This is a genomic window from Salinarchaeum sp. Harcht-Bsk1, assembly GCF_000403645.1.
Lineage (GTDB): Archaea > Halobacteriota > Halobacteria > Halobacteriales > Salinarchaeaceae > Salinarchaeum.
The window spans coordinates 1,746,422-1,772,761 of sequence record NC_021313.1 but is presented as its reverse complement, the minus strand read 5'-3'; the positions used below and the strand labels follow the sequence as shown (position 1 = coordinate 1,772,761).

The following is a 26,340-nucleotide window of genomic DNA, read 5'->3' as shown; positions in this document are numbered from 1 at the left end:
CCGGGAGGTGACTGGAATGGACCCTGTGAGGATTCGACGAGCGAGCGTTCGTGATCGGTCACCTCGATGTGGGTACCGATCGTATCCTCACAGATCCTCGGCGGCAATATATCGGTTTAGAAGGATCCTACCGACCGAACGGCCTCACCGGAGCCGCTTGTACACTGCCTTGATCGCGTCCGTGGCCGGCGAACTCACTTCGAGACTGTAGTGGGTCTGCACAGCCGGGTTGAACTTCGCCTTGTAGCCACAGAGCCGCTGCTTGTTCGCCCCGATCAGGTCCATTCTGGTCAGCCCGCGCTCTCTGGCACGCTGCATGACCGTCCAGTCGAGGAGGTCCGAGACGGGAAGGTCGACGTCGAGGTCGGACGCCGTCTGCCAGCCGTAACAGGTCTCGTCGTCCTCGAGCGTCAGTTTGCCGCCGACGAACTCGCCGCGGAGTTCGCAGGTGTAGGCTCTGACGACGCCCTCGGGCATGATTCGCTGGAGATCCCTCGCGAACGCGGGCGTGACGTTGTAGGAGACGCCCTGCTCGGCGTGACGCTTCTGGACGCTCCGGACGATTCGCTCGACGGCAGCCGGTCCACCCTCGGCGATTTCGTAGTCGAATTCCTCGGCATTGCGGACGTTCCGCCGGACGTCGCTGCTGAAGGACATGAACAGGTCGTCGACGTCCGGCGTGAGGTCGACGTGGTAGGTGTAGCGAGGCGTCGGCTCGAAGTCGTTCCAGATGAGCGGCCGCGGATCGTCGTAGTCGGTGCCGGCGCGGACGTGGGCGTAGTGCGGACCGATCTCGGTCTCGATCTCGTCGACGACCGACTCCACGAAGCGGCGGTGCCGCTTCTCGGCCTTGCGCTGCTTGGCGCCGTGGCCGTCGAGCCGAGCGGGGCCGAGGTAGCTGATCTCCAGGTCGGGCGGCGGCGAGAAGACGGTCCGCAGCGGGCCCCTTCGGAGCGCGAAGACGGGGAACAGCCCGACCGGCTCCTGCCCCTTGTAGGCGGCGTAGGGGTACAGTGTCGTCCCGGAGTGGTCGGCGATCACCTCCAGGGCCTCGTAGCGGTGGAACGGCGTCGTCTCCTCCGATCGATCGACCAGCGCGTTCCACTCGGCGGGATCACGCAGGAGTGTCGACTCGACGCTCATCGTTCGAGATACCCCAGGTCGGCAAGTCGGTCCTCGACGGCCGATTCCTCGGTCGCGGCCGGCGCCCCAGCGGGCCCGTCTGCAGCAGGATCGTAGTCCGGATACCGTTCGACGCCCGCCGGTTCGACGACGGGGAGCACGTCGCCGTCCATGCGTTCGGCAGCGGGAAGACCGAACGTCGCGAGCACCGTCGGTGCCACGTCGAAGAGGTGGGCGGCTTCGCGATGGGTATCGCCGGTGGGAGAACCGTCACCTGCCGCGGGCGAATCGGCGGCGGTCCGAGACCCGTCGGCGGTGGCACGGAACCTGTCGGCGAGCGAGACCGACGTATCGACGTCGCCAGCGACCGCGATCAGCCCGTCGAGCTTGTGGTTCCACGGCTCGCTCGGTGGCCCGAACTGCTCGTCGTGGAGCGACGCCGAGAGGAACTGGTCGAACTCGTTCGGAACGACGACCACGTCAGGAGCGTCCTCCAGGTACGGGCCGTCGAACACCGCCTCGCGCGGTCGAACGGCCTCGAAGACGGGCTCGCCGTCGGGCGTCTCGACCGCGGACAGGGCGTCGACCAGTTCGGATCGGACGGCGTCGTACTCGGCGGGCGGGACGACGCCCTCGGGCTCGCGGCCCTCGAGGTTGATCCGGACGCCGAGTTCGATGCGGTCGCGGACGTAGGCCCGAGAGGCGGGGAAGTCGACCTGCTCGGCGGCCGCGCGAACCGCGTCTGCCGGCGCAATCCGCAACACGAGGTCCTCGATCCCGAGTCGCTTGACGACCCGCTCGATGCGCTGGCTGGTCACACCGACGCGAGCCGCAACGGCGAGGGAGCGTTCGAGTGCGGTCGCGCCAGCGGTGCCGTTTGCGGCTGAATTGCCGCTGGCGTCCGCGCTGCCGTCGGCATCCCCAGCACCACCGGCAGGGTCTCCCTGGAGCCGGTTCCGGGCGATCGAGGTCCAGCTGGGCATCCCGCCCTCGCCGACGGTGGTCGCCACGTCGCCGCGGTCGCGGAGGAAGCTGTTCGCGCGGAACTCGTGGCCGTCGTAGGGGCCGATCCCGTGGTCGCTGGCGACGAGCACGACGTCGGGGTCGCAGGCCTCGATCGTCGCGCCGATTTCGCGGTCGGCAGCCGCGTAGACGGCGTCGACGACCCGATCGTCCTCCGGGGATTCGTGAAAGACGGTGTCGGTCTGCTGGAACTGGAGAAAGCCGAAGTCGGGGTCGAATCTGTCCGCGAGATAGCGGAACGCTTCCCCCCGCGAGGCGAGCAGGCGTTCGTAGCTCTCGATCCGCTCCGCGCGATCGTCGCTCGGATCCGTCGAGTCGTCGTAGACGCGGTAGTCGCCGAGTTCGGCCTCGAGATCTGCGAGCAGTCCAGACGGGTGACAGGTCGGCGACTCCGGCGAGGTATAGCCCGGAACGAGCGCACCGTCGAACGCCGTCGGCGGGTGCGTGACGGGGACGTTGACGACGACGCTCGTGAAGCCGCGTTCGGAAAGCAACTCCCAGAGCGCGTGGGCCTTGACGTCGGCGTAGTCGACGACGTCCCAGTCGTACCCCTCGAAGGCCAAAAAGCCGTAGACACCGTGTTTGCCGGGATTGACGCCGGTGTACAGCGAGGGCCACGCGCTCGGCGTCCACGGCGGAATCTGGGACTCGAGTGCCCCCGAAGACCCCCGGTCGAGCAACGCGGTGAGATTCGGCACCACCGACTCGCCACGCTCGGCGAGCACCTCGTGGGACGCCCCGTCGATGCCGATCAGGAGCGTCCGTAGTCCATCGCAAGTTCCGTCCGACATGTACACCGAGCCAAGCAGGAACCACCCTTTGTTATGGCCGGTTTACGAACGTCTGCTTGCGATTACCTGTCGTTCAGGCGGACGGAAACCGATCGGGTCCGGCGATCGCCCTGGGATCGCCGCACGCACCCATTTGCAGGTGCGTCGATGATACGCGTGCAATTCGTGGCTCGTTGCTGGGCCGACCGTCGCTAGCACTGGCGGATCGTGGCCGATCACCAGGTCGTCGCCGCGGCCCGGATGGCGCTCGTTGCTACTCGAAGTCGGATCGGATGAGAGCCCGTCGAGTCGGTCCGGTCGATACAGCGCCAGTCGAGTCAACCCGGGGCGCTTCAGACCGCCACCCGCTCCCCGCGCTCGGCCGCCTCGTACACCGCCTCGATCGCTCGCATGTCCACCAGTCCGTGGGCGGCGTCGGCCTCGATTTCGCGGCCGTCGCGCAGACAGTCCGCGAAGTACGCGGCCTCGACCTGCATCTGGTCGACGGTGGGGAAGGTGATCGTCTGTTCGGAGATGCCTGCCTCGCCGGTCCGGTAGTGGAGCCGGGCGCGATCGTCGTTGAAGAAGGCGGGTTCGAGTCGGAGTTCGCCCTCGGTGCCGATGATGCGTAGCGAGCCCGAGAGCTGTGCGTGCTGGGAGGCGGTGTAGGAGCCCGTCACGTCCCCCTCGTACTCGATCAGGAAGTTCGCGACCTCGTCGGGGACGTCCTCGAAGGCCTCGTGGGAGGAGGTCATCGTGGCCTGGGCGGCGACGGGCTCACGGTCGAGCACGAACCTGGCGGTGTTGATCGGGTAGATACCGAGGTCGGTGACGGAGGCGCCCGGGCCGGCGAGGTCGGGGTTCAACCGCCAGCTATCCGCGCCGGCGATGTAGAGCACGTCCTGGGTCATGTGGCCCTGGACGGCGACGGGGTCGCCGATGGCGCCCTCCTCGTAGAGGCGCTTGGCGACCCGGATGGCGGGATCGGTGTGCATCCGGTAGGCGGTCATGATCGGGATGCCCTCGGCGGCCGCGACCAGCCGCTCCGCGCGCTCGGCGGTCGACTCGAGGGGCTTCTCACAGAGCACGGCCTTGTCCAGCTCCGAAGCCGTCTCGACGTAGGGCAGGTGGAGCGCGTTCGGCGTGCAAACGTAGGCGGCGTCGTACTCCTCGGCGGCCGCGCCGTCGTGGAAGGCGTCGTAGTCGATGCCGACGGCGTCGGTGTGCGTCTCGCTCGCGACGCGCTCGGCCTTCTCGGCGGTCGAGGAGACCAGGACGGTGGTCTCGATGCCCGGTTCGGCGGCGACGGCCGGGAGCATCTCTTCGACGGTCCACCAGCCGAGGCCGATCATGGCGAAGCGCAGGGGGTCGTCGGGATCCGGTTCGGTGCGCTGCCAGTCGCGCGCGGTGAAGTCGTCGGCGAGGTCGGCGATATCCATAGATGAACTACGAAGCGAGTACCAAAAGTCGTGTGGGCCGGCGAATGGCAGACAGCGGCCGCTCGCGACTCAGGTGTACCAGTGGCGGACGACGGCGCCGAGGCCGATGCTGCCGATGACGAAGCTCACGAGGCTGCCGACGCCGGGGATGGCGTTCAGCACTGCAGTGACGACCGCGGCGACCAGCAGCGCAACCCACCGCTCGTCGACGAACTGCTCGGTGACGGCGATGAACGCGAGGACGTTGCCGGCGATCGCGACGAAGACGAACACGAAGGCGAGCGGGATCGCGACGATCAGTCCGACGACAGTGATCGCGAGGAGCACGAACACGACGACGAATCCGATCATCGCGCCGACCCCCCACGCGAAGCTCGCGACCGGCTTGTTCTCGATGTACTCGGCGATCTCGGTGACGTAGTCGTTGGCAAGCCCGATCAAGAGCGCACCGACCACAAGCGTCGCGACGAAGGAGCTGCCAGGCGTCGCCCGGTTGGTGTACTGTTCCTGCTCGAAGCCGCCGGTGTTCTGGAGCAGTAGATCGCCCGACGCGAGCACGCTCGCGTCGCCCAGGACGGCTCCGAGCACTGGAAGTAGTTCCATGGAATGGCGATTTCTACCGAGCAGCATATTTTCTTTGGTAGCGCCGAGATATCAACCCCGTTCCCACAGGGACGGCCGGCGAAGACGCCCACATCGGTAGTTCGGGCACTGGAGCGAATCGCGGGGCGTCGCTGGCGCAGCCAGTGGGTGCAGATTGGCGAGATGGCTGGCGTGCCGATTGGCGAAGCAGCTAGCGTGGTGATTGGCGAGATGGCTGGCGTGCCGATTGGCGAAGCAGCTAGCGTGGTGATTGGCGAGACGGCCGGCGTGGCAAACGTGCGCGGACGACCAGCGACCCACCCGCTCCGAAACGGTTTTTGCGGCCCCCGACCCACCCTGAGTATGCCGACGGAGTCCACGACTGATTACGACCCCTCACTGGGGAACAAGTTCATCTTCGTCACCGGCGGCGTCATGTCGGGACTCGGCAAGGGGATCACGGCCGCGAGCACCGGCCGGCTCCTCAAGAACGCCGGGTTCGACGTCACCGCGGTGAAGGTCGACCCCTATCTCAACGTCGACGCGGGGACGATGAATCCCTTCGAGCACGGCGAGGTGTACGTCCTCTCGGACGGCGGCGAGGTCGACCTCGACCTGGGGAACTACGAGCGGTTCCTCGACGAGGAGATGACCTCCGACCACAACGTCACGACGGGGAAAGTCTACCAGCACGTCGTCGAGGCCGAGCGGGCGGGGGACTACCTCGGGAAGACCGTCCAGATCATCCCACACGTCACCGACGACATCAAGCGCCGGATCCGGGAGGCGGCGGAGGGCACCGACGTCTGCATCGTCGAGGTCGGCGGGACCGTGGGGGACATCGAGGGGATGCAGTACCTCGAGGCCCTGCGCCAGTTCGCCCACGAGGAAGACGAGGAGGACATTCTCTTCACGCACGTCACGCTCGTCCCCTACTCGAAGAACGGCGAGCAGAAGACCAAGCCGACCCAGCACTCCGTCAAGGAACTCCGCTCGATCGGTCTCCAGCCCGACGTCCTCGTCGGCAGGTGCGAGGATCGCCTCGAGGAGGAGACCCGCGAGAAGATCGCCCTGTTCTGTGACGTGCCGACCGACGCCGTGTTCTCGAACCCCGACGTCGAGGACATCTACGAGGTCCCGCTGATGGTCGAGGAAGAGGGCCTCGACGAGTACGTGATGGAACGACTCGGCCTCGCCGAGGCCGCGCTCCCGCCAGGGCAGCGCGAGAACGAGTGGCGCAACCTCGTGACTCGCGAGAAATCGGGCGAGATCGAGGTCGCGCTCGTCGGGAAGTACGGCCTCGAGGACGCCTACATCTCCATCCACGAGGCGCTCAAGCACGCCGGCATGGAGGCCGGCGTGGAGGTGAATCGGACGTGGATCCACAGCGAGAGCCTGGCCGACGGCGTCACCGACGAGCTCGACGACGTCGACGGCATCATCGTCCCCGGCGGCTTCGGCTCCCGGGGCACGCAGGGCAAGATCAACGCCGTCCGGTACGCCCGCGAGAACGACGTGCCGTACCTCGGTCTCTGTCTCGGCTTCCAGATGGCGGTCATCGAGGCCGCGCGGAATCTCGCTGGGCTGAAGGGCGCCCACAGCACCGAGATCGACGAGAACACGGACCACCCCGTCATCGACATCCTCCCCGAGCAGTACGAGGTCGAGGACATGGGCGGCACGATGCGCCTGGGCGCCCACGACACCGACATCGAGCCCGGCAGCCTCGCCCACCAGATCTACGGGACGACCTCCTGCACGGAGCGACACCGCCACCGCTACGAGGTGAATCCGGAGTACATCGACCGGATCGAGGAGACCGGGCTGAAATTCTCCGGGCGCTCGGCGAACCGGATGGAGATCGTGGAACTGGAGGACCACCCCTACTTCCTCGGCACGCAGTTCCACCCCGAGTTCCGCTCGCGGCCGGGGCGTGCGAGCCCGCCGTTCGTGGGGCTAGTCGAGGCGATCGTGGAGCAGGCAGACGAGGAAATCGGGACGAAGGAGGTCGAAGCATAATGGTCAACGCAGACGAATTCATCGACGAGAAGATCGCAGAGATCGACGAGGAAATCGGCGACGCCAACGCCGTCATCGCGCTGTCGGGGGGCGTCGACTCCTCGACGGCCGCCGCGCTCGCCTACGAGGCCGTCGGCGACCAGCTCACGCCGGTCTACGTCGACACCGGCCTGATGCGCAAGGGCGAGACCGAGCAGATTCGGGAGACGTTCGCGTATATGGACTCCCTCCGGATCGTCGACGCGCGCGAGCGCTTCCTCGAGGAACTCGCCGGCGTCACCGATCCCGAGGAGAAGCGCCACATCATCGGCGAGCAGTTCATCCGCGAGTTCGAGACGGTCGCGAAGGACGTCGACGCCGACTACCTGGTCCAGGGGACGATCTACCCCGACCGCATCGAGTCCGAGGGGACGATCAAGTCCCACCACAACGTCGGCGGCCTCCCCGAGGTCGTCGACTTCGAGGGCATCGTCGAGCCGATGCGCGACCTCTACAAGGACGAGGTCCGCGAAGTCGCCCGGGCGCTCGACCTGGAGGAAGTGGTCTCGGAGCGGATGCCGTTCCCCGGCCCAGGGCTCGCGGTCCGAATCATCGGTCCGGTCACCGAGGAGAAACTCGAGGTCGCGCGGGAGGCCAACCACGTCGTCGAGGAGGAACTCGAGGAGTACGAGCCCTGGCAGGCGCTCGCGGCCGTCATCGGAAAGGCCACCGGCGTGAAGGGCGACAACCGGGTCCACGGGTGGGTCGTCTCCGTGCGGAGCGTCGAGAGCCGCGACGGGATGACCGCGCGCGCCCAGGAGATCGACTGGGACACCCTCCAGCGGATCCAGTCGCGGATTACGGGGGAGAATGCGAACGTCTCGCGGGTGGTGTACGACGTGACCCACAAGCCGCCCGCGACGATCGAGTACGAATAACTGGCTGCGAGTTTTTAGTACGGCTGTCGTTCTTTCGAACTCCGAAAGCCCCCGAGCGCTCGGAATCCCGGGGCTCGTTGCGGTCCTCGCCTCGCTGCGCTCGGCTGCGGTCCTTACTTCGCCCGGGGACCGCCGACCGCCCGGCCCCTTTCGATGCCCCACCCAACCGCAGCCTCATTCCTCCCCAGCCTTCTGCGCTCCTCGGCCTCCGGCCTGCGGTGCTCGGCCCTCGCACGGTGTCGCGCGACTGGCTGCTCGCCGGAAAGCGGCTCGCAGCCAGCGGCAGCGCGCGCCGAGGTGGTCCACCGGGGTTTCGCGATCGGTGGGAATACCATCGGGTGGGACTGGAAGGGGCCGACCGGTCGCGTTCGCTCGGGAAGTAAGCACCACAGGCGAGCGGCAGCGAGCCGAGGAGCACAGCGACCGAGCGAGCGCGAGCGGGAGGGGGCTTCCAAGCGGTTTGCCGACGAGTGATCCCCGGCGGAAGCCAGAACAGCAGCGATGAGGTCGCGAGCAAACGAATCCCCACGACCCGAATTCGACCGTCCCTTCGAAAGCGTTTTGCGCGCAGCATTGGGATCCAGACGTAATGGCCGCGTTCACCGCGACGGTTACCGTCCGGCTGAAATCGGGCGTTCTGGACCCGGAGGCAGCGACGACCCAGCGCGCGCTCGAGCGTCTGGACTTCGAACTCGACGACCTCCGCTTCGCGGATCGCTACGAGATCGACGTCGACGCCGCCGACGCCGACGCCGCCGCCGAGCGGGCGGAGTCGATGGCTGAACGACTGCTCGCGAACCCGACGATCCACGACTACGACGTGGAGGTCGAAGCACGGGAATGACAGTAGCAGTCATCCGCTTCGGTGGCTCGAACTGCGATCGGGACGCCCTGCGCGCCCTCGAACACCTCGGCGCCGACGCGGAGATCGTCTGGTACGAGGACGGGCTTCCCGAGGACACGACCGGCATCGTCCTGCCCGGCGGCTTCTCCTACGGCGACTACCTCCGGGCGGGTGCGATGGCCGCCCGGACGCCGATCATGGAGGAGGTGCGGGAAGCAGCCGCGAACGGCACGCCCGTCCTCGGCATCTGTAACGGCGCCCAGATCTGCGCGGAGAAGGGCCTCGTCGACGGCGCGTTCACGGTCAACGAGAGCGCCCGGTTCCAGTGCGAGCCGGTGCACCTCCGCGTCGAGAACGCGGATACGCCCTTCACCCGCGGCTTCGAGGAAGGCGACGTGATCCGGCTGCCGATCGCCCACGGCGAGGGTCGCTACGAGGCCCAGCCCGACGCCTTCGACGCCCTGATCGAGGAGGGGAAGGTGCTGTTCCGCTACTGCGACGCAGAGGGCACCGTGACCGAGGAGGCGAACCCGAACGGCTCGAAGGACAACGTCGCGGGCGTCGTTGGCGAGGCCGAGAACCGCGCGGTGCTGATGCCCCACCCCGAGCGCGCCGTGCTGCCGGAACTCGACGGCACCGACGGTCGGACGATCCTCGAAGGGCTGACCGGCTGAGCGGCGCCAAACGACGACGGCCACAGAGAGCGAGCGACGCCCACAGACAGCGACCGACGGCGACGACCGATCACGAACCCGCTTCTCGGAGGCGACGACCCGCAGAGCGACTGGACTGGCCAGCGCCCTCCCGACCGCCGAGACGTACTCGGATCCGGAGGAATCGTCGCGACTCGGATGCCCGACGCCTCAAGACTCAAACCCCTACGAGTGTTACTCACTGGCATGATCGTCGCCGCCCTGATCGCCCTCCTCGGCCTCGCGATCGTCGCGGTGAGCGCCCGTCCCGGCGACGGGCGGGCAGAGACAGCGATCGCGGTGCCGCTCGTCGCAGCGGTCGCTGTGCTCGTACCCGTGGCGGCCGCAGTGCTCCTCGCCGGCGCAGCGCTCGCCTACGGCGTGCTCGCGGTGGTGACTTCCCGGACGCTGCTCTACGGTCGGCGACTTCGTGCGATCGCCGCCGTCGCGGGCGCCGTCGTCCCACTCGGCGCCCTCGCCGCCAACACCGCCCTCGGGTCGCCGCCCGGCTACCCGGAACTGCTGATCGTCGGCGCCGTCGTGCCGGGCGTGCTGGCCGACGACGTCCGCCGACAGCCGCGTGACCGTCGCGGGCCGATCGCGATCGGCGGCATCGCGACCCTGCTCGCGCTCGCGCTCTCCGGTCTCGTGCTGCGTGGCTCGCTGGCGGGTGCAGAACTCAGTTCGATCGTCGACGCCGACGCGGGGAGCACGCTGGGTGCTGGCTCGCTGGCCGTGCTCGGTGGCGTCCTCCTGCTCGCCGTGGTCACCGCAACGCTCCTTCGCTGGCGCTACGCGATCGGGGTCGGGCCGATCTCGATCCCGCTGGTCGCCGTCTGGTCGATCGACGGCGTCGCGGTGCCGGTGACCTACCTCCTCGCGGCGCTCGCGAGCACGATCGCGATCGCAGCGGTACAGCCACGACTCTGTCTGCCCGGCCGCCAGCTCTCGGCGACCGTCGGGCTCCTGGGCGCGACCGTCGGCGTGATCGCCGCGCTCGCCGGTGCGCCGGGGCTCCCGGCGATCCTCGCGGGGACCTTCGCTGCGGAGGACGCGCGGCTACTCAGACACCACGCCGGTGCGGATCTGCTCGACGCCGTCGCGCTCGACGGCGCGGGTTACGTCCTCGTGGTGGTCGCGCTGTTCGCGGCGGCCGGCGGGGCAGGGGTCCTCCCGGGCGTGCTGGGCGGGGTCGGTGCCGTCCTCGCGATCGTGACGATCGGCACGGTGCTCGCCCGCCGCGAGCGCGAGCGACCCGTCGAGGAGCGACTCCGGGCCGCCGAAGGGAGGTGGGTGCCGTGACCCGGCCACTGGACTCCGGCCGGACCGCGAGTCGGGGGGCGCTGCAAGCGACCGCACCGGTGATCGAACGCGAGGTGACCGGTCGTGTTTGAGCCGCCGTGGTCGGTGACGGACTGGAACAGCCCCCGCGAGCCCCAGCGCGGCGACGCCGGGTCGGGCGGTGGACTGCGAGGCTCGCTCCGGAGACTCCTCCGCCCACGCCGCGGCGCCGTGGAGGCTCGCGTGTTCGTCCTCGGCACCGTCGGCACCGACGCCGTCACCGATCGGCTCTGTGCGGTGCTCGATCGGCGCGGGCACGCGACCCGTGCGGTGACGATCGGTGAGGGGGACCCGGCGCTCCGCGGTCGCGGCGAGCGCGGCGCCGTCGAGACGCTGGTCGTGAACGCCCACGACGACAGCGAGGCGGTGCGGCGCGCCCAGGACATGCTCGGGCCGCCGGACGTGGTCGTCGTGACAGCAGCCGGCCGAGACAGTCGCGCGGCGAGGGGCCCTGGTCGCGGCGACGTCGTCCGTTCCATCGCCGGCTCTGTTCCCGCCGGTGCCCACGTCGTGAACGCAGAGGGGACCCCCGCCGTCCGGCGCTATCTCGCGACCGCGGTCGAGCGCCGGGGCGCGACGATTTCGCACGTCGGCGCGCACGACGCCGACGCGCCCGGCGCGGAGCTGGGGTCGGCGATCGACGGCGCGCTCGCAGCGCTCGAGGAGCCACCGATGCCCGACGAGGAGCGGGAGGCCTTCGCCGCGGCGTCCCACCCGGAGTGGCTCGACCTGCGCGCCGGCCGGTGTTACGACGCCCTCGGTGTCACGGACACCGTCGCGCTCGAGCGGCTCCGGTACGCGCTCTGTCCCGACCGGGAGCCGATCGAACTCGTCGTCGTGACCGATCGCGAACGGCGCGACGTCGCCGCCACGCTCGCGGACTACGCCAGCGACTGCCACGAACGCCGGCTGATTCCGACGGTGTACGCGATCGGGCCGCTCAGTGCGCAGTTCGCGGATCGCTGCACCGCACCGACCGTCGATCGCGGAGGCGACGCTCCAGCCGGGCGCGTCCTCGACGAAGCGCTGGCGGCGGGCCCGACGATCGTCGTCGGGCCGGAGGGGACGCCCGCCGGCACCGCGATCGCGGACTCGATCACCGAGCGGATCGAACGCTCGGGGACGGCCAGGATCGGGTGACCGGGAACGCCGAGGAGGGGGTGACTCGGGCGGCCGTTGCGGCCTGGCCGCCCTGGGTTCGGCCGTTCAGGAGTGCGTGGAGCCGATCGACCCCTCGATGCCCGCCGCGCGCCGCGAGAGCAGGATCGTCGCGAGTGCCATCGCGAGTGCGATCCCGAGGCCGAGCAGGATCGTCGCCTGGCCGGTGGCGTCGAGGCGGACCCGGCCGACGATCAGCGCGAGCGCGGTGGCGACGGCCCCGACGCCCGCAGCGAGCCGCGGCAGTTCGGAGTGGGTGCGCGCACCGAGGCTCGCGAGGAAGAGCGCGACGAACGCGCCGAGGCCGAGCGCGTTGTAGAGGAGGTGGAGTTCGAGGAGGAAGTCGACGAAGACGCCGGGCGTGAGCAGGAGGGCGGGCGGAAGCGCGAGCGCCGCGATCGCTGCCAGCCGATCGATCGAGGGGATGTCCTCGACCGTCCAGGCAGTGCCCGCGACGAGCAGCGCGAGGATCGTCAGCGCGGAGCCGAAGTGCAGCGCGAGGATCAGCCGCTCGTAGGTGGTGACGGTGAGGGCGCCCAGGACGATCTGGAGCGGCGTGATCACCAGTGCGAGCAGGAAAGCGGCGCGAACGCGGCGCTCGGCGCCGCCGCGCCATGCCGCGATTGCGGTGCCCATGATCGCGAAGCCTGTGATCATCGCGACGAGGCGGTGGAACCACTCGACGAAGCTCCCGAAGTTCGCGGGGAAGAGACCGAAGACGGCGCCGTCGCAGATCGGCCACCGGCCGTTGCAAGTCAGGCCGTAGCCGCCGACGGCCGTCCAGATCCCCAGCAGCATGAGGACGAAGGTGAGCGCCGTGGTCGCAACGGCGATCGACGCGAGAGAGGGCGTCGACGCCTCGAGGCGCGAGCGAAGAGTCATTGGTCGTCGCTCGGGCCCAGATACTAATGAGTCTGACCGTCGGCGGTCGCGAGGGGCCCGAATACTGCGGGATCGTGGCGTGGGGTCACGCGTCGGAAGCCGGATCGCCGATCCGGGCCCGCTCCGACCAGACCACGATCGACGCGAGGAGGGCGATCGCCTGGCGGGGCACCAACAGCGGGCGATCACGGCGGAAGTGTGTCAGGAGCGGCGAACGCGGGATAGTCGAGCGCGGAGCGGTAGTTCGATGCGTCCGTTACGGGGCACTGGCCACTGTTCCCGAGCACGTCGTTTGACCGAACGAGAGACCGGAATGTGGGTCGAGGACGAGGTCGACGCGCGGGTCGAACTGCGCGTCGTCATCCGTGCAGTCTGGAACGTAATGGTAGTGGTAGGTTTTGGCACCGCGCTCGCGATTGCGGACGCGTACTTCAATCCGACAGGGTCGTGCCGTGGCGAAGTCGTCCAGGCGCCACTGGTCGTCCCCGACCGAGTTCGCTGGGACTTCGACCCACTCCTGATACATGACGCCGTCACTCCGGTTCGAAGCGTCACGGGCGACGACCTCGATGAAGAGTTCGGCCGCTACGTCTCGATAATTCTCGACGGACAGATCCAGTTTCGGACGGGAGGTAAACTGACTCGAGCAGCCAGCAACCCCGAGGACTGCTACAGATCCGATACTCCGGAGCACCTTCCTTCGTTCCATGCTGCATGGAGTTGTAATAGCCCCAGTAAAAATACGACGGAACCGTCGTCCGCGGTCGCTGACCGGCGCGCGACGCGTCGAATCGCCACGCCTCGGCGCCAGCGACGGCACGAGTCCGGAGGGGAGGACGTCAGCCGGTGTAGAACACGGCGATTCGAATTCGGCGGCCGGCGCCGTGAGTCGACTGCAGCGCGTACCGACTGGCTGTTTCAGTGCAATCGTCGTCGAACGTGCGGGACGTCGGCGGAGCCACACTGCCGGCCCTCACTCCTCGCCTTCCAGCGCCAGCCCCGCGAGCATCGCCTCTAGCTGGATGCGCTCGTCGGCGCCCTCGACGATGCGGTACTCGGCCTCGCCGATGCGATCCATCAAGCGGACGGTCGCCTGCTCCTCGAGTTCGAGGTCCCAGACCGAGCGGTGGAGCTGATCGATGACGTCGCCGCCGGCGATCCCGCGATCGATCAGGAGCGACTCGAGGTCCGCGCGCGCGGCGAGGAAGTCGCCGTCGATCGCGTGCTCGACCATCTCGAGAACCTCCTCGGGCCGCGCGGTCGAGGTGATCTCGTAGACCGCCTCCTCGTCGACGACGGTCTGGCCGGTGGCGGCCGCGGCCTGCAGGGCGTTGATCGCCCGTCGCATGTCGCCGTCGGCCGCGTAGGCGATCGCGTCGTAGCCGCTGTCCTCGACCGTAATGTCCTCCTCCGCCGCGACGATCTCGATCTGCTCGCGGATCGCCTCGTCGGAGAGCGGCGGGAAACGGAAGACGGCACACCGGGACTGGATCGGGTCGATGATCCGCGAGGAGTAGTTGCACGAGAGGATGAAGCGGGTGTTGTTCGAGAACTGCTCCATCGTCCGGCGCAGTGCGGACTGGGCGTCGCTCGTCAGCGCGTCGGCCTCGTCGAGGAAGATGATCCGGAACCCGTAGCTGTCGCCGCTGAAGGAGGTCCGCGCGAAGTCCTTGATCCGGCCCCGGACGACGTCGATCCCGCGCTGGTCGGAGGCGTTGAGTTCGAGGAAGTGCTCGCGCCAGTCGTCGCCGTAGATCTCCTTGGCGATCGCGACGGCGGTCGTCGTCTTGCCGACGCCGGCGGGGCCGGCAAAGAGGAGATTCGGCAGGTCGTCGCCCGCGACGTACTGCTGGATGCGTTCCGTGATGGTCTCGTGGCCGACGACGTCCTCGAGGCGCTGGGGACGGTACTTCTCGACCCAGACGTCGTCCCGGCTCGCGACCTGGTCGTCGGCCGCGTCGTCCACTGCGTCGGCGTCGGCCTCGCTCATGTGCGACCGGAACGGCGGGGCGGGCTTAAATCGCGCGGGACCGGCTGAACTGTGGAGGGTGTTGGGGTGGCCCTGAGAGTTCAACCGCAGACGGAGCTCGTTTGGAAGCCCCTCCCGCTCGTTCGATTACGCTCGTTGTCGTCCGAGAGATCGGAGATCTCTCGTGATCAGGAAAGACGCGAAGCGTCTTTCGAACGACGCTCCTCGCTCCCGCTGGTCGCTGCGGTGCTTAGGTCGCCTAATCGAACGACCGGTCGGCCCCTTCCAGTCCCACCCGAACGCAGCCTCAATCCTCCCCAGCCTTCTGCACCGGAAGACATTCCTGCTCGCTTCGCTCGCGGGCTGCGACTTCCGAGCCCTCGCTCGCTACGCTCACGAGGACGCTGCTCGGGTTCGCTTCGCTCACCACTGCGTTGCCTGAGGCGAAGCCTCAGACTTGCTGGACCTCCGGTCCAGCATCGCTCGGCCCTCGCACGCTGGCTGGCGACGGCCGCTCGCCCGCTTCGGGGCTCGCGACCGCCCCAGCGCGCGCCGACGAGAACTACCGAGGTACCGTGATCGGTGAGACATCACACGGGCGGGGCTTCGGAAGGGGCCGACCGCTCGATCCGTCCCCGACGGCATAAGCGATGACGAGCGAAGCTCGTCAAGTGCCGGAGGGAACCTCCGGCCACCGCAGCGAACGAAGTGAGCGAGGAGCACAACGAGGCGCGGACGGTCGAGCGGGATGGGGCTTCCGTAGGCGGTAGCGGACGGCGTTGTGGTACCCAAACAGCCGTTCAGGCCGGATTCTGTAGGTAGATGGCAACCAATATGCAATGATTCGAACTACCGTTACATTCATTATTGGTACTATCTAACAGTGTGGTACACTACCATGTCAATGGGTGCCTATGACGAAGACGAACACGAACGCCGCGAGCGCAAGTCCAACACGGTGGACGCCGCTTTCGACGACGATCGGCACGAGTACGAGGGATCCATGGAGTACGACTCCGGGGACTCCGCGGAGGACCTCCTCGACCAGTTCGAGGAGATCAAATCGCAGTAACGCTTCCTCACGTCCGTAGCAATACGACCGACAGAGCCACGACTGTCGTTACGGCGACCACGTGGCCGATCAGCGCGAACAGCAAGAGCGGTCGGTCCCAGACGATCGGCACGAGCGCTAGCTGGAGCACCGCGAACGCGAGCGGCCACAGATCCGCCCGAGCGATGGCACGCGCGACCTCCGGGTCGAAGTCGTAGCGCCAGGAGCGCCAGAGTGCGGCGACGCTGGCCCACCAGGCGATGCCGATGCGGTAGATGACGTCCCAGGCCAGGAGGAGCGCGAGATACACCGCCGGCACCGGCGGGTCCTCACCCAGCGAGTCCGTCAACAGCGTCATCTCGGCGCCGACGGGATCCACGGCGAAGAGGTACGTCACGAGCGCGACGTAGGCCAGCACCGAGAGGACGATCTCGATCCGCGAGCCGAAGGCGAGCCTGCGGTACGCCGCCGGGACCGGGAGCGACCGAAGTTTGTCGCCCATCCGGAGCGTGATCGCACTGCCACCGCCGGCGACGAGCACGGCGAGCGTTCCCACGAGTGCCGCGTCCCAGAAGTCGTAGACGGCCGCCATGACGAGCACGGCGATCTCGAACCCGGCGATCTGGAGGGCGACGGCGATCCGGGGCGAGATCGAGAGCCCCGGAATCGCTCCGATCAGGCCCTCGTACGTCCAGGTCTCGCCGTAGGCGGGGAGGTCCGTCCGCTGCTCGGCGGCCTCGGTCGGATCGCCGTCGAACGAGTCGGCCTCGCCCTCCACGCCGCCGTCCTCCGTCGCCGGTCCCGAGGACGCCCGCCGATCGCCGCTCACGGCCCAGCCTCCGCCAGCGCTCGCCGGACCGCCTCGTCGAAGGGCGTCTTCTCGACGTCGACGTACTCGTCGATCGCCGGATCCTCGACGACGACCGGCGTCCGGAGCCCTTCGATCAGCGGCCGCGCGATCGACGCGTCGACGTCCGTGACCAGGCCCACCCAGTAGGAGGACAGCTTCGGGGAGAGCACCGGCACAGGAACGATAATCGGTCCGCCGCCGAGAATGCGGCCGACCCGCCGGAGCATCTCCTCGTAGGGGAGCACCTCCGGACCTCCGATGCCGTACGTTCCGCCGGCGGTCTCCGGCGCGTCGAGGACCCCAGCGAGGTACGCGACGGCGTCGGCGATCGCGATCGGCTGACAGGGCGTCCGGACCCAGCTGGGCGTCACCATCACCGGGAGCTTCGTCGAGAGCTGGCGGACGATCTCGAAGCCGGCGCTGCCCTTCCCGATGATGATCGCCGCGCGAAGGGTCGTCAGTTCGTAGTCGCCCTCCGCCAGGATCGCCTCGACCTCGCGCCGGGAGCGGAGGTGTGGCGAGAGGTCCTCGAGGGTCCGGCCCCGAGCGTCCGCGTCGCCGTCGCCAGACGCGCTACCCGTTCCCTCTCCGAGTCCGCCGAGGTAGATCACCCGCTCGATGCCGGCCGCCGACGCCGCGTCGGCGAAGCCCTGGGCGAGGTCGCGATCGAGCGCTTCGAAGTCCTCGCCGGCGCGCATGGAGTGGATCAGGTAGTATGCGGCGTCGCAGCCGGCGATCGCGTCGGCGAAGGTGGTCTCGGTCGCCCCTGGCTCGCCCGCGGCGTCGCTGGCGGCAGCGACGTCGTCACCGCCAGCGGTCGCTTCGGGGGCGGGTTCGAACACCGTCATGGCCGCTGGTTCCTGCAGGTCGCCTTCGATGACCCGGACGTCGTCGGGGAGGGTCACTGCCGATCGGTCGCGAACGAGCGCCGTGACCTGGTGGCCGCGGTCGCGAAGCTCGGGGAGGAGGTGGCGACCGACGAAGCCGGTCGCGCCGGTGAGGAGGACGTGCACACCCGCTATAATGGCGGCCGTCCACATGATACCGGCGGTGGCGGCGGGCGCAGCGGGGCGCGTCGGCCACTGCACGGCGTGCCCGTGCTGTGAACGAACCCTACACGAGCACGCCGTCCTGCAGCAACGCGATCAACACCGTGAGCGTCACCGTGCTCGCGAGCGTCGTCAGGAGGATAGCGGTGCTGACGAACTCCGGTGCAGTGACGCCCTCGCGATCGGTCCCGTACTCGACGACGAGCATCAGCGGCGTCACGGCCGCGGGCATCGCACACGAGAGGACGAACACGCGCCCGACGCCGGTCGGAAGTCCGAGCGGGAGCGCGATGAGGAGTGCGACCGCCGGGGCGACGAATAGTTTGAGCGAAGACGCGGGCACTGCCGACCGGAGGGCTGCGCCGTGACTCGTGTTCGCCAGCTGGATGCCCAGCATGATGAGCATGACGGGAATGGCGGCGTCCCCGGTGAGCTGGATCGCCTCCATCGCGGCGGTGTCGGCGTCTGGGACGACGGCGAACGCCCGGGCGAGCCACGCTGCGGCGAGCGCGTAGACCAGCGGCAGGGAGAGCACCTCGATCGCGGCCTCGCGCGGCGACGCGACGGCGCCGCGGGAGGCGAGGTACACACCGAGGGTGTACATCAGGACCGCCTGGAACACGATGTAGAGGATCGCGGTGGAGCGGCCGACGCTCCCGAACGCGAACGCGGCCATCGGGATCCCGTAGTTGCCCGCGTTGGGGAACGTGCTCGCGAGCACCATCGCGCCGCGGGTGCCGTCGGGCTGGCCGACGGCGCGAGCGACCGCGCTGGCGATCGCGACCATCCCGATCGTGAACGCTGTCACTCCGATCGCAAGTCTGACCGCGGTTTCGCCGCCAATCGGCGTCGTCGCGAGGCTGTGGAAGACGAGCGCTGGCGTCAGGACGTAGATCGTCACCGTCGCGAGAGGTTCGACCGCGACGTCGCGAATCCGGCCGAGCAGGTAGCCGGCGGTCGCGATGGCGAGGACTGGCAGGACGGCCTGGGTCAGCGCGTCGAGCAGCGACACGTCACCGGATCGGTGCGAGCGCTACGAAAGCGTTTCCGCTGCTTGCGGCCGGCCCTGCCGGTATCGGGTCGTCGGAGTGGAAAGCAAGGAGAACATCGGGTCGCCGTCGAGCGGGGACCAACTCGCTCGCGGGGACCGCCACGTCGGCTCGGTCCGGTTCGCCGCGTCGGCTCAGTTCGGTTCGATGCGCCAGGTCGTCGCGCTCGTGTACGACCACTTCTCGACGCTGATCTCGCGGGCGGAGTCGCTGAGCTTGACCATCAGTGCGCCGATCTCCTTGGGCGAGAGACCGACCTCGTCCGCGATGAACTTGCTCTTGAAGTAGACCACGCCTTCCTCGCGGACCTTCTCGGCGAGGTAGTCGCGCAGGCGCTGTTCTTTGGCGGGCGCACCGTCGTTGGAGGGCTGCGTAGTGGCGCTCATGCCTCGATCACGGCTATCCGTCACTACCTGTTATAAGCGACAGTCGCTTCGGGGATTTTCGGAGATTGTCCCCCAGATCGACGACGTTTCACACCTTTCACGACGATTAGCGGACCTTTCACGAACCGCCGAGAGGCGATTAGACATTTTACAAACCGATCTAAACTAGTTACCTCCAATCGAAACGTACCTGTCTGCATTCTGGAGCAAATCGCGTCAGTACCGGGCAATCGGCGGAGTCCGCGCCGCGCGCGCCGTCGTGCGCGGCGGTCGGTCCGGGCGAGATTGCAGGGAGACCGCCCTCGCACACAGTACCTCCTGCCCCTCACTCGCTATCTCACTCTCCTCTCGGCAGACGCTGAACAACGCTCGGCGACGCTGGACGAACTCGAGACGCCGCGGTCTTCCTCAGCGTTCGTGGCGCCAGAACTCCTCGCTCACGGTGACCTCTTTCTTGAACAGCGGCACCTCCGCCTTGAGCCGGTCGATGCCGTTCTCGACGGCACGGAACGCCGACTCGCGGTGGCCCGCCAGCACGACGACGAAGACGACGTGCTCGCCCGCCTCGATGATCCCGGTCCGGTGATGGAGCGCGACGGCGAAGACGTCCTCCCGAGCTTCGAGGTCAGCCTGGAGTGCATCAATCCGCTCCTCCGCGAGTCCGTCGTAGCGCTCGAACTCGAGGTACTCGGTGCGTTCGTCGTCCGGCGAGTCCTTCGCACGCACGCGCCCGGTGAAGGTCGCGATGGCGCCGGCCCGGTCGGCGTCGGCGGAGCGCTCGACCCGGGCCACGAGCGCCTCCAGGGTCTCGTGGGGATCGGTGGCCTCGAGCGTTGCGATGAGGGCCTCGAGGTCCACGTCGGCGGCGCGCTCGGCGCGCTGGAGGACCGTCCCGGCACCCTCGCGCCCACCGAGTTCGACCTGCGGGAGGTAGGCGTCGGTGTACCCCTCGACGACGGCGTAGTCGTAGTCCGGGGCGAGGTCGTCGAGCGTCGCCTCGAGCGAGCGATCGGCCCCCGTCGCGAACCAGCCCGCGTCGTCGGTCAGCCCGTAGGTGGCGTCGGCGCCCGCAGCGCGGTGTCTGGCGGTGTCCTTGCCCTCGGTGTCGAGGTCGGGGTCGTGCGAGCAGTGCTTGACCGTCGCGACCCGGCCGCGGTCGGCGAGCCTCGTTGCGAGCCGCTCCACGAGCGTCGTCTTGCCGCTGTCGGACGGGCCGACGACGCCGAGGACTTGCATGGGCGAGTGTGGGGCGGCGCCGGCTTTGTAGGTGTCGCCGGACGAGGCGCCGATGGACTGGTCGCTTGGCAAGCGGTGGGAGCATCGAGCAGAATCGGTCGCTGGGCGGCGCCCGTGGACGGCCGAGCGACGGTGGCAGTCCGACGCAACTGCGCGATTGGCCACGCAGCCGGGGTACGGCCTCCTCAGTCGGACTGGATGCGCGGTGCGAGCATGTAGGTCACGCGACCCTGGCCCTCCGCGATCTCGAAGTGCAGCTTGACCGGGAACTCCTCGCCGAGCTCCATCGTGACCTCAGCGTCCTTGGGGATCGCCTTCTGGATGTCGCCGAGGTAATCGAGGCTGAACAGGGAGTGAGCGTCGCCCGGCTGGAGACCGATGAGATCGCCAGTGTCGAGCTCGAAGTGGACGTCGTCGGTGTCGCCCTCGGCGTCGACGTAGAACAGGGCGTTATCGGGATCGACGCCCAGCGCGATGTGGTCGGAGACCATGTCTGCGGCGGTGACGGCGCGGCCGATATCGGCGCCCTCGAGGACGATCTCGGCGGAGAGGTCGAGATCCGGGATGTCCGGCTCCTGGCGGATCGAGTCGGGGTCGATCAGCGCGAGGGTGTACTCGAGCCCGTCGATCTGAGTGTGGAGCTTGCGAGTCTCCTCGTCGAGTTCGAGTTCGACGAGCTGGCCCTTGTCGGCCATGCCCGCGATGTCCTGCAGTCGGGAGAGGTCGACGCCGATGAGCCCGCCGTCGGCCTCGTAGGACTCGAAGGCGCTGGCGTCGAGTTCGAGGTCGACCATGCCTACGTTCGCGGGGTCGACCGCCCGAATAGAGAGCCCTTCTTCCTCGAGGTGGATCTTGCACTCCTCGACCAACACGCTCACAGAGTCGAGCGCGTCGCCGAGCGTCTCGGCGTCCACGATGGCCTTGAACATATCGTCCGTGCGTAGCCACCGGGCCCATAAAAAGCCACGCGGTTGCGCTCGCGGGCGTGCGAAGCGAGACCTCGAGGGATGACGCGAGCCCTGGAGACGATGCGGGTCCTGGGAAGTGACGCGGGCCTCGAGCGCTGGGGTTTCCCGCACGCCCTGCACACCGGATTGCCCGCACACTGGTTGCTTGCAAACTGGCTCGTCGACGGGACGGCGACCAGCCGCGTCGGCGGTACATTTTCGAGTGACGCCGGTCAAGCACCACGCGATGCCCTCGGTGCCCCAGTCCCGGCAGTTCGCGTACGCCGTTAGCTCGACGCTCGTTCCGTTCGTCGCCTGGGTGCAGTGGTTCCAGTCGTCCGACGGCGCGCTGGTCCTCTGGGCTGCGGTGGGGCTGTTCGTCCTGGCGGTGGCGCTGGACTGGACCTTGCAGCGGCAACTGCGAGCAGATCGCGACGCCGCTGCCTGAGCGTCCCGACGATCACCCGGCGCGCACGACGAGCGACCGGACCGCACGACGAGCGATCGGATCGCACCGACCCAGCACCTCCCCGAGTCGGAACGTACTTCCGACTCCCGGGCGGAACTCCGTGACATGAGTGTCTACACGGTCAGTGGCCGGTTCCAGATCCGCGAGGGCTGGCAGGCCTTCGAGACCGAGATCGAGGCGGCAAACGAGGACGTGGCCGAGGAGCACACCTACTCCGAGATGGGCTCCCGGCACAACCTGAAGCGTGCGCAGGTCGAGGTCGAGGAGGTCGAGGCAGCATGAGCGGACGTGGGGAGATGCAGGAGATCCAGGAGCAGATCCAGGAGGTCGAGCAGCAGATCGAACTCGTCGGCGAGGAGATCGAGGGGCTCGAAGACGAGCAGGACGAGATCGACGAGGCCGTCGAGGCCGTCGAGGCCATCGAGACCGGCGAGACGGTCCACGTCCCCCTCGGCGGGGACGCCTACGTCCGCGCGGAGGTCGAGGACGCCGACGAGATCATCGTCGGCCTCGGCGGCGGCTACGCCGCCGAACGCGACCAGGAGGACGCCGTCGAGACCCTGCGCTCGAAGCAGGACACCATCGACGACCGCATCGACGAGTTCGAGGCGGACATCGACGACCTCGAGGACACCCTCGAGGAGATGGAACAGCAGATGCAGCAGATGCAGCAACAGCAGATGCAACAGCAGATGCAGCAGATGCAGGGCATGGGCGGCGAGGGCGAAGGCGACGGCGAGTGAGGAGATAATCGATGTTTGAGGGGCTGAAGGACACGCTGGGCAGCTTCCGTGAGGACGCCGAGGAGGCTGCCGAGGAGAACGTCGAGGAGGTCGACCAAGACGAACTCGAAGAGGCCGAGGAGTTCGAGGACGCAGACGAATCTGAACGCACCGCTGGCGACGTCGTGTCCGAGAACGCTGGGCCGACGGACGAGACAGCAGCGGCCAGCGAGGCCGGCGTTGCCGAGGCGGAGCCGGCCGCGTCCGAGGAGGAGACCGACTCCGACGCGGACGACGAGCCCGACACCGGGTTCGCGCGGAAGGCAAAGAACCTCGTTCGCGGGCAGTTCGTCATCGAGGAGGACGACCTCGAGGGGCCCCTCCAGGACCTCGAGATGTCACTCCTGGCGAGCGACGTCGAGATGGACGTCGCGAAGACGCTGCTGGACAACATCCGCGACGAACTCGTGGGGGAGACCCGCACCGTCACGACCTCCACCGGCGCCGTCGTCGAAGAGGCCCTCGAGAACGCGCTGCTCGACGTCATCAGCGTCGGCCAGTTCGACTTCGAGCAACGCGTACAGGAGGCCGACAAGCCCGTCGTCATCATCTTCACGGGCGTCAACGGCGTCGGGAAGACCACCACCATCGCGAAGCTCTCGGAGTACTTCGCCGATCGCGGCCTCTCCAGCGTCCTGGCAAACGGCGACACCTTCCGCGCCGGCGCCAACGAGCAGATCCAGGAGCACGCCCGCCGGCTCGACCGGAAACTCATCTCCCACGAACAGGGTGGCGATCCCGCGGCCGTGATCTACGACGCCGTGGAGTACGCCGAGGCCAACGACGTCGACGTCGTGCTCGGCGATACGGCGGGGCGGCTCCACACGAGTGACGGCCTGATGGACCAGCTCGCGAAGATCGATCGGGTCGTCGACCCCGACATGACGATCTTCGTCGACGAGTCCGTCGCCGGGCAGGACGCCGTCAACCGGGCACGCGAATTCGACGACGCCGCGGCGATCGACGGGACGATCCTGACGAAGGCCGACGCGGATTCGGGTGGCGGTGCGGCGATCTCGATCGCGCACGTCACCGGGAAGCCGATCCTCTTCCTCGGGACCGGCCAGGGCTACGACGACCTCGAGCGGTTCGACCCCGAGTGGGTGGCGGAGCAGTTGCTCGGGGAGTAGTCGCGGAATTCTGGTGTTCGTGGATATCGAGCAGTCGTAGCTGCGGGCATCCCCGAAAGCCCCCGACCGCTCGAGGGCTGCGGCTCGCTGTGCTCCTCAGTCAGTCGCTTCGCTCCCTCCCTGCGGTGCTTGCTTCGCCTCGCACCGTCGAGCGATCGGCCCCTTTCGAAGTCCCGCCCACCGCACCTCGATCCTCCCCAGCCTCTTGCGCTGCTCGGGTTCCCTTCGGTCACCACTGCGCTGCTCATCCCTCGCACGGTTTCGGCGATCGGCCGCTCGCCCGCTTCGGGGCTCGCGGCCGTCACACAGCGCGCGCCGGTGATGGCCACCGGAGTATTGTGAAACTGGGCAAACGTCACCGGGTGGGACTGGAAGGGGCCGACCGCTCGCGTGGCCTGACGACGAAAGCACTGCAGACGAGTGAGCGTAGCGAACGAGTCGAAGCGCGCAACGAGTCAGGCCACGCGAGCGGTCGGGGGCTTCCGAGGCGGTGAAAAACAACTTCGGGATCGACTCCAGGAAATCCCGAATTCAGGCGTACTCGCAGAGCCAGACGAGGAGGCCCTTCTGGGCGTGCAGGCGGTTCTCGGCCTGATCCCAGACGATCGCGTGGTCGGATTCGAGCACGTCGTCCGTAATTTCCTCCCCGCGATGAGCGGGCAGGCAGTGCATCACGGACACGTCGTCAGCCGCGGAGTCGAGCAACTCGTCGTTGACCTGGAACCCGTCGAAGTTGGCCAGCTTCTCCTCGCGCTCGTCCTCCTGCCCCATGCTGACCCAGACGTCGGTGTAGATCACGTCGGCGTCGGCGACGGCGTCGGCGGGGTCGTCGACGATCGCGGGTTCGCCGCCGAGTTCCGCGGCGCGCTCCACGACCTCGTCGTCGATGCCGTAGCCCTCGGGCGTCGCGACGGTCAGATCGATCCCGGCCAGCGCCGCGCCGATCACGAACGACTGGGCGACGTTGTTGCCGTCGCCGACCCACGCGACGCTGGTGCCCTCCAGTCCGCGGGCGTGCTCCTGGATCGTCAGCAGATCCGCGAGCGTCTGGCACGGATGGGCGTCGTCGGTGAGCCCGTTGACCACCGGCACGTCGGAGTAGGCCGCGATCTCTTCGAGGGACTCGTGGTCGAACATGCGTCCCATCAACACGTCGACGTAGCGGGAGAGCGCTCGCGAGGTGTCCTTGAGGGGCTCGCCGTGTCCGAGCTGGATGTCGGAGTCGCCCAGGAAGATCGCGTGGCCCCCGAGCTGTGTCATCCCGGTCTCGAAGGAAACCCTCGTGCGGGTCGAGGGCTTCTCGAAGACCATCCCGAGGGTCTGGTTGTCGAGGTCGTCGTGGAGGACGCCCTCGGTCTGTTCGGCCTTGTACTCGGCAGCGAGGCCCAGCACCTCGTCCAGTTCGTCAGCGGTCAGGTCGTCGACGTCGAGGTAGTGGCGTGGTTCGGTGGTCATTGGGAGTCACCCTCGGGTTCGCTCGCAGCCGGGTCCGTACCGCCGATCGCGCCGGCTGTCATGCCGCATCGCCCTCCGCGAGGTCCGCTGCCGCGTCAGTCAGCACCGCGATCGCGCGGTGGTACTCCGCCAGCGGCAGGCGCTCGTCCGGCGCGTGGTCGAGGTCCGAGTCGCCTGGCCCGTAGGTCGCCATCGGACAGTCCCACTCGCGAGCGAAGACGTTCATGTCGCTGGTGCCGGTCTTGCGCAGCAGGCGCGGATCGCCCTCCGAACGGCGGATCGCGCCGCGAAGCGCGCGGGCGACCGGCGTGCGGGGGCTCTCCATCACCGGCGGGATCGGCGTGCCCCAGTTGACGGTGCCGAGATCGAGTTCCCCGTCGGCCAGTTCGCGGAGCGATCCCGCGTCCAGCGCCGGCGGAATCCGCAACTGGACGTCCATCGTCGCCTCGACGGAGAGGCCATCCTCGCTGGTCCCGCCGTCGATCGAGACCGGCTTGGCGGTGACCTGCTCGAAGACGGGATCGAACTCGTCGCCGCCGACCTCGCTCACGGCCTCGCGGACCGCCGCCCACCAGCTGGTCGCGTGCTCGATGGCGTTGGGCTCCGGACGCGAGGTGTGGCCGGACTCACTGGTCGCGACGTAGGTGCCGGCGATGAGCCCGCGGTAGCCCAGCGTGATGCCGTCCCAGCCGGAGGGTTCGCCGTTGACGACGGCGCCCGGCGCGTCGCGATCCTCCACCAGGAAGTGGGCGCCCGCAGAGTCGGTCTCCTCCTGCATCACGCCGACGAAGGAGACACCAGTTTCGACCGCCGCGACGGCCATCGCCGCGAGCGGGCCGGTGGCGTCGACGCTGCCGCGACCCCAGAGGACGCGGGTGTCCTCGTCGGCGGCGTCGCGATCGGAGAGCACCTCGTCGGCTGGATCGTCCTCGACGCGCACCGGGATCTCGCCGGGCACCGTGTCGACGTGACTCGTCAGGAGCACGGAATCGTCGGCGGGCGCACGAACGTTCCCGACCTCGTCGCGGAAGACCTCGCGATCGTGGGCCTCGAAGAAGGCGATCAGGCGCTCGGCCGCGGCGTCCTCCTCGCCGGAGGGGGAGGGCGTCTCGACGAGGTCGAGCAGGAGTTCCTCCGCGGCGTCGGCGTCGACCTCGTGGGTGGTGCTCGTTGCCATC

The 26,340-nt window shown here is 68.4% G+C and carries 25 protein-coding genes; 11 read left to right on the top strand and 14 right to left on the bottom strand.

The genetic code is table 11. The features are described 5' to 3' along the window. Positions 1-144 precede the first annotated feature (144 nt). From L593_RS08005 to L593_RS07990, 4 genes are all read right to left on the bottom strand, one after another. Positions 145-1,143: a GNAT family N-acetyltransferase gene (locus L593_RS08005; protein WP_020446445.1), complete on the bottom strand. Its 999-nt coding sequence runs from the start codon at positions 1,141-1,143 to the stop codon at positions 145-147. Further along, positions 1,140-2,936: an alkaline phosphatase family protein gene (locus L593_RS08000; RefSeq protein ID WP_020446444.1), complete on the bottom strand. Its 1,797-nt coding sequence runs from the start codon at positions 2,934-2,936 to the stop codon at positions 1,140-1,142. The genes L593_RS08005 and L593_RS08000 overlap by 4 nt, the downstream gene beginning before the upstream one ends. A gap of 332 nt (positions 2,937-3,268) precedes the next feature. Continuing rightward, entirely contained in the window at positions 3,269-4,354 is a 1,086-nt protein-coding gene (gfo6, locus tag L593_RS07995; RefSeq protein ID WP_020446443.1) for a D-xylose 1-dehydrogenase Gfo6, read from the bottom strand. A 69-nt stretch (positions 4,355-4,423) separates the two neighbouring features. Continuing rightward, positions 4,424-4,957, bottom strand: coding sequence for a hypothetical protein (locus tag L593_RS07990; protein WP_020446442.1), 534 nt, complete (start codon positions 4,955-4,957; stop codon positions 4,424-4,426). Between the two features lie 342 nt (positions 4,958-5,299). Here L593_RS07990 and L593_RS07985 point away from each other — a divergent pair, with 342 nt between their 5' ends. The 6 genes from L593_RS07985 to L593_RS07960 all read left to right on the top strand — a co-directional run bounded on the left by L593_RS07985 (position 5,300) and on the right by L593_RS07960 (position 11,889). Beyond that, entirely contained in the window at positions 5,300-6,955 is a 1,656-nt protein-coding gene (locus L593_RS07985; protein WP_020446441.1) for a CTP synthase, read from the top strand. After that, entirely contained in the window at positions 6,955-7,872 is a 918-nt protein-coding gene (gene guaA, locus L593_RS07980) for a glutamine-hydrolyzing GMP synthase (RefSeq protein WP_020446440.1), read from the top strand. Before L593_RS07985 ends, guaA begins: the two co-directional genes overlap by 1 nt. 589 nt (positions 7,873-8,461) lie before the next feature. Further along, positions 8,462-8,716 (top strand): phosphoribosylformylglycinamidine synthase subunit PurS, encoded by a 255-nt coding sequence (purS, locus tag L593_RS07975; RefSeq protein WP_020446439.1) that lies wholly within the window; start codon positions 8,462-8,464, stop codon positions 8,714-8,716. Then, positions 8,713-9,390: a phosphoribosylformylglycinamidine synthase I gene (gene purQ / locus L593_RS07970; protein ID WP_020446438.1), complete on the top strand. Its 678-nt coding sequence runs from the start codon at positions 8,713-8,715 to the stop codon at positions 9,388-9,390. The genes purS and purQ overlap by 4 nt, the downstream gene beginning before the upstream one ends. A gap of 225 nt (positions 9,391-9,615) precedes the next feature. Then, entirely contained in the window at positions 9,616-10,710 is a 1,095-nt protein-coding gene (locus L593_RS07965) for a poly-gamma-glutamate biosynthesis protein PgsC/CapC (RefSeq protein ID WP_020446437.1), read from the top strand. Between the two features lie 84 nt (positions 10,711-10,794). Then, positions 10,795-11,889, top strand: a complete 1,095-nt coding sequence (locus L593_RS07960; protein ID WP_020446436.1) for a Mur ligase family CapB protein — start codon at positions 10,795-10,797, stop codon at positions 11,887-11,889. A gap of 66 nt (positions 11,890-11,955) precedes the next feature. Here the strand turns inward: L593_RS07960 and L593_RS07955 are convergent, their stop codons facing one another. Both L593_RS07955 and L593_RS07945 read right to left on the bottom strand, forming a co-directional pair. Next, on the bottom strand, positions 11,956-12,789 hold the full coding sequence (locus L593_RS07955; RefSeq protein ID WP_020446435.1) for a COX15/CtaA family protein: 834 nt from the start codon (positions 12,787-12,789) through the stop codon (positions 11,956-11,958). Positions 12,790-13,762: 973 nt separating this feature from the next. Next, the gene (locus L593_RS07945) at positions 13,763-14,779 is read right to left on the bottom strand and encodes a replication factor C small subunit (RefSeq protein ID WP_020446433.1); all 1,017 of its coding nucleotides are present in this window, start codon (positions 14,777-14,779) and stop codon (positions 13,763-13,765) included. A gap of 877 nt (positions 14,780-15,656) precedes the next feature. Between L593_RS07945 and L593_RS15960 the strand changes: the two genes are divergently transcribed. Then, complete coding sequence (locus tag L593_RS15960; protein ID WP_020446432.1) at positions 15,657-15,830, top strand: DUF5786 family protein; 174 nt, start codon at positions 15,657-15,659, stop codon at positions 15,828-15,830. A 7-nt stretch (positions 15,831-15,837) separates the two neighbouring features. Here the strand turns inward: L593_RS15960 and L593_RS07940 are convergent, their stop codons facing one another. From L593_RS07940 to L593_RS07915, 6 genes are all read right to left on the bottom strand, one after another. Continuing rightward, positions 15,838-16,488, bottom strand: coding sequence for a hypothetical protein (locus L593_RS07940; protein ID WP_049894394.1), 651 nt, complete (start codon positions 16,486-16,488; stop codon positions 15,838-15,840). Between the two features lie 146 nt (positions 16,489-16,634). Then, complete coding sequence (locus L593_RS07935) at positions 16,635-17,672, bottom strand: NAD(P)H-binding protein (protein WP_020446430.1); 1,038 nt, start codon at positions 17,670-17,672, stop codon at positions 16,635-16,637. 100 nt (positions 17,673-17,772) lie between these two features. Continuing rightward, positions 17,773-18,720, bottom strand: coding sequence for an AEC family transporter (locus tag L593_RS07930; protein WP_020446429.1), 948 nt, complete (start codon positions 18,718-18,720; stop codon positions 17,773-17,775). 171 nt (positions 18,721-18,891) lie between these two features. Then, positions 18,892-19,143 (bottom strand): hypothetical protein, encoded by a 252-nt coding sequence (locus L593_RS07925; RefSeq protein WP_020446428.1) that lies wholly within the window; start codon positions 19,141-19,143, stop codon positions 18,892-18,894. Positions 19,144-19,551: 408 nt separating this feature from the next. After that, entirely contained in the window at positions 19,552-20,379 is an 828-nt protein-coding gene (locus L593_RS07920) for a molybdopterin synthase (RefSeq protein WP_049893977.1), read from the bottom strand. A 185-nt stretch (positions 20,380-20,564) separates the two neighbouring features. Further along, the gene (locus L593_RS07915; protein ID WP_020446426.1) at positions 20,565-21,308 is read right to left on the bottom strand and encodes a DNA polymerase sliding clamp; all 744 of its coding nucleotides are present in this window, start codon (positions 21,306-21,308) and stop codon (positions 20,565-20,567) included. A 265-nt stretch (positions 21,309-21,573) separates the two neighbouring features. Here L593_RS07915 and L593_RS07910 point away from each other — a divergent pair, with 265 nt between their 5' ends. The 4 genes from L593_RS07910 (at position 21,574) to ftsY (ending at position 23,707) form a co-directional block, all read left to right on the top strand. Next, entirely contained in the window at positions 21,574-21,774 is a 201-nt protein-coding gene (locus tag L593_RS07910) for a hypothetical protein (protein ID WP_049893976.1), read from the top strand. A 126-nt stretch (positions 21,775-21,900) separates the two neighbouring features. Beyond that, positions 21,901-22,077: a 50S ribosomal protein L18Ae gene (gene rpl18a / locus L593_RS07905; protein WP_020446424.1), complete on the top strand. Its 177-nt coding sequence runs from the start codon at positions 21,901-21,903 to the stop codon at positions 22,075-22,077. Beyond that, positions 22,074-22,538, top strand: coding sequence for a prefoldin subunit alpha (gene pfdA / locus L593_RS07900; protein ID WP_020446423.1), 465 nt, complete (start codon positions 22,074-22,076; stop codon positions 22,536-22,538). Before rpl18a ends, pfdA begins: the two co-directional genes overlap by 4 nt. An 11-nt stretch (positions 22,539-22,549) precedes the next feature. Continuing rightward, positions 22,550-23,707, top strand: a complete 1,158-nt coding sequence (ftsY, locus tag L593_RS07895) for a signal recognition particle-docking protein FtsY (RefSeq protein WP_020446422.1) — start codon at positions 22,550-22,552, stop codon at positions 23,705-23,707. A gap of 531 nt (positions 23,708-24,238) precedes the next feature. On the opposite strand, the gene argF is transcribed toward ftsY, so the two are convergent. After that, positions 24,239-25,162 (bottom strand): ornithine carbamoyltransferase, encoded by a 924-nt coding sequence (gene argF, locus L593_RS07890; RefSeq protein WP_020446421.1) that lies wholly within the window; start codon positions 25,160-25,162, stop codon positions 24,239-24,241. 58 nt (positions 25,163-25,220) lie between these two features. Continuing rightward, entirely contained in the window at positions 25,221-26,339 is a 1,119-nt protein-coding gene (locus tag L593_RS07885; protein ID WP_020446420.1) for a [LysW]-lysine hydrolase, read from the bottom strand. Between the last annotated feature and the right edge of the window lies 1 nt (position 26,340).

Coding starts and splice junctions, on each gene's coding strand:
- guaA (WP_020446440.1), top strand. CDS start 6,955: ATGGTCAACGCAGACGAATTCATCGACGAGAAGATCGCAGAGATCGAC.
- L593_RS08000 (WP_020446444.1), bottom strand. CDS start 2,936: ATGTCGGACGGAACTTGCGATGGACTACGGACGCTCCTGATCGGCATC.
- L593_RS07990 (WP_020446442.1), bottom strand. CDS start 4,957: ATGGAACTACTTCCAGTGCTCGGAGCCGTCCTGGGCGACGCGAGCGTG.
- L593_RS07925 (WP_020446428.1), bottom strand. CDS start 19,143: ATGAGCGCCACTACGCAGCCCTCCAACGACGGTGCGCCCGCCAAAGAA.
- rpl18a (WP_020446424.1), top strand. CDS start 21,901: ATGAGTGTCTACACGGTCAGTGGCCGGTTCCAGATCCGCGAGGGCTGG.
- L593_RS07985 (WP_020446441.1), top strand. CDS start 5,300: ATGCCGACGGAGTCCACGACTGATTACGACCCCTCACTGGGGAACAAG.
- purQ (WP_020446438.1), top strand. CDS start 8,713: ATGACAGTAGCAGTCATCCGCTTCGGTGGCTCGAACTGCGATCGGGAC.
- L593_RS07915 (WP_020446426.1), bottom strand. CDS start 21,308: ATGTTCAAGGCCATCGTGGACGCCGAGACGCTCGGCGACGCGCTCGAC.
- L593_RS15960 (WP_020446432.1), top strand. CDS start 15,657: ATGTCAATGGGTGCCTATGACGAAGACGAACACGAACGCCGCGAGCGC.
- L593_RS07945 (WP_020446433.1), bottom strand. CDS start 14,779: ATGAGCGAGGCCGACGCCGACGCAGTGGACGACGCGGCCGACGACCAG.
- ftsY (WP_020446422.1), top strand. CDS start 22,550: ATGTTTGAGGGGCTGAAGGACACGCTGGGCAGCTTCCGTGAGGACGCC.
- pfdA (WP_020446423.1), top strand. CDS start 22,074: ATGAGCGGACGTGGGGAGATGCAGGAGATCCAGGAGCAGATCCAGGAG.
- L593_RS07965 (WP_020446437.1), top strand. CDS start 9,616: ATGATCGTCGCCGCCCTGATCGCCCTCCTCGGCCTCGCGATCGTCGCG.
- L593_RS07885 (WP_020446420.1), bottom strand. CDS start 26,339: ATGGCAACGAGCACCACCCACGAGGTCGACGCCGACGCCGCGGAGGAA.
- L593_RS08005 (WP_020446445.1), bottom strand. CDS start 1,143: ATGAGCGTCGAGTCGACACTCCTGCGTGATCCCGCCGAGTGGAACGCG.
- gfo6 (WP_020446443.1), bottom strand. CDS start 4,354: ATGGATATCGCCGACCTCGCCGACGACTTCACCGCGCGCGACTGGCAG.
- argF (WP_020446421.1), bottom strand. CDS start 25,162: ATGACCACCGAACCACGCCACTACCTCGACGTCGACGACCTGACCGCT.
- L593_RS07920 (WP_049893977.1), bottom strand. CDS start 20,379: ATGCAAGTCCTCGGCGTCGTCGGCCCGTCCGACAGCGGCAAGACGACG.
- L593_RS07955 (WP_020446435.1), bottom strand. CDS start 12,789: ATGACTCTTCGCTCGCGCCTCGAGGCGTCGACGCCCTCTCTCGCGTCG.
- purS (WP_020446439.1), top strand. CDS start 8,462: ATGGCCGCGTTCACCGCGACGGTTACCGTCCGGCTGAAATCGGGCGTT.
- L593_RS07910 (WP_049893976.1), top strand. CDS start 21,574: ATGCCCTCGGTGCCCCAGTCCCGGCAGTTCGCGTACGCCGTTAGCTCG.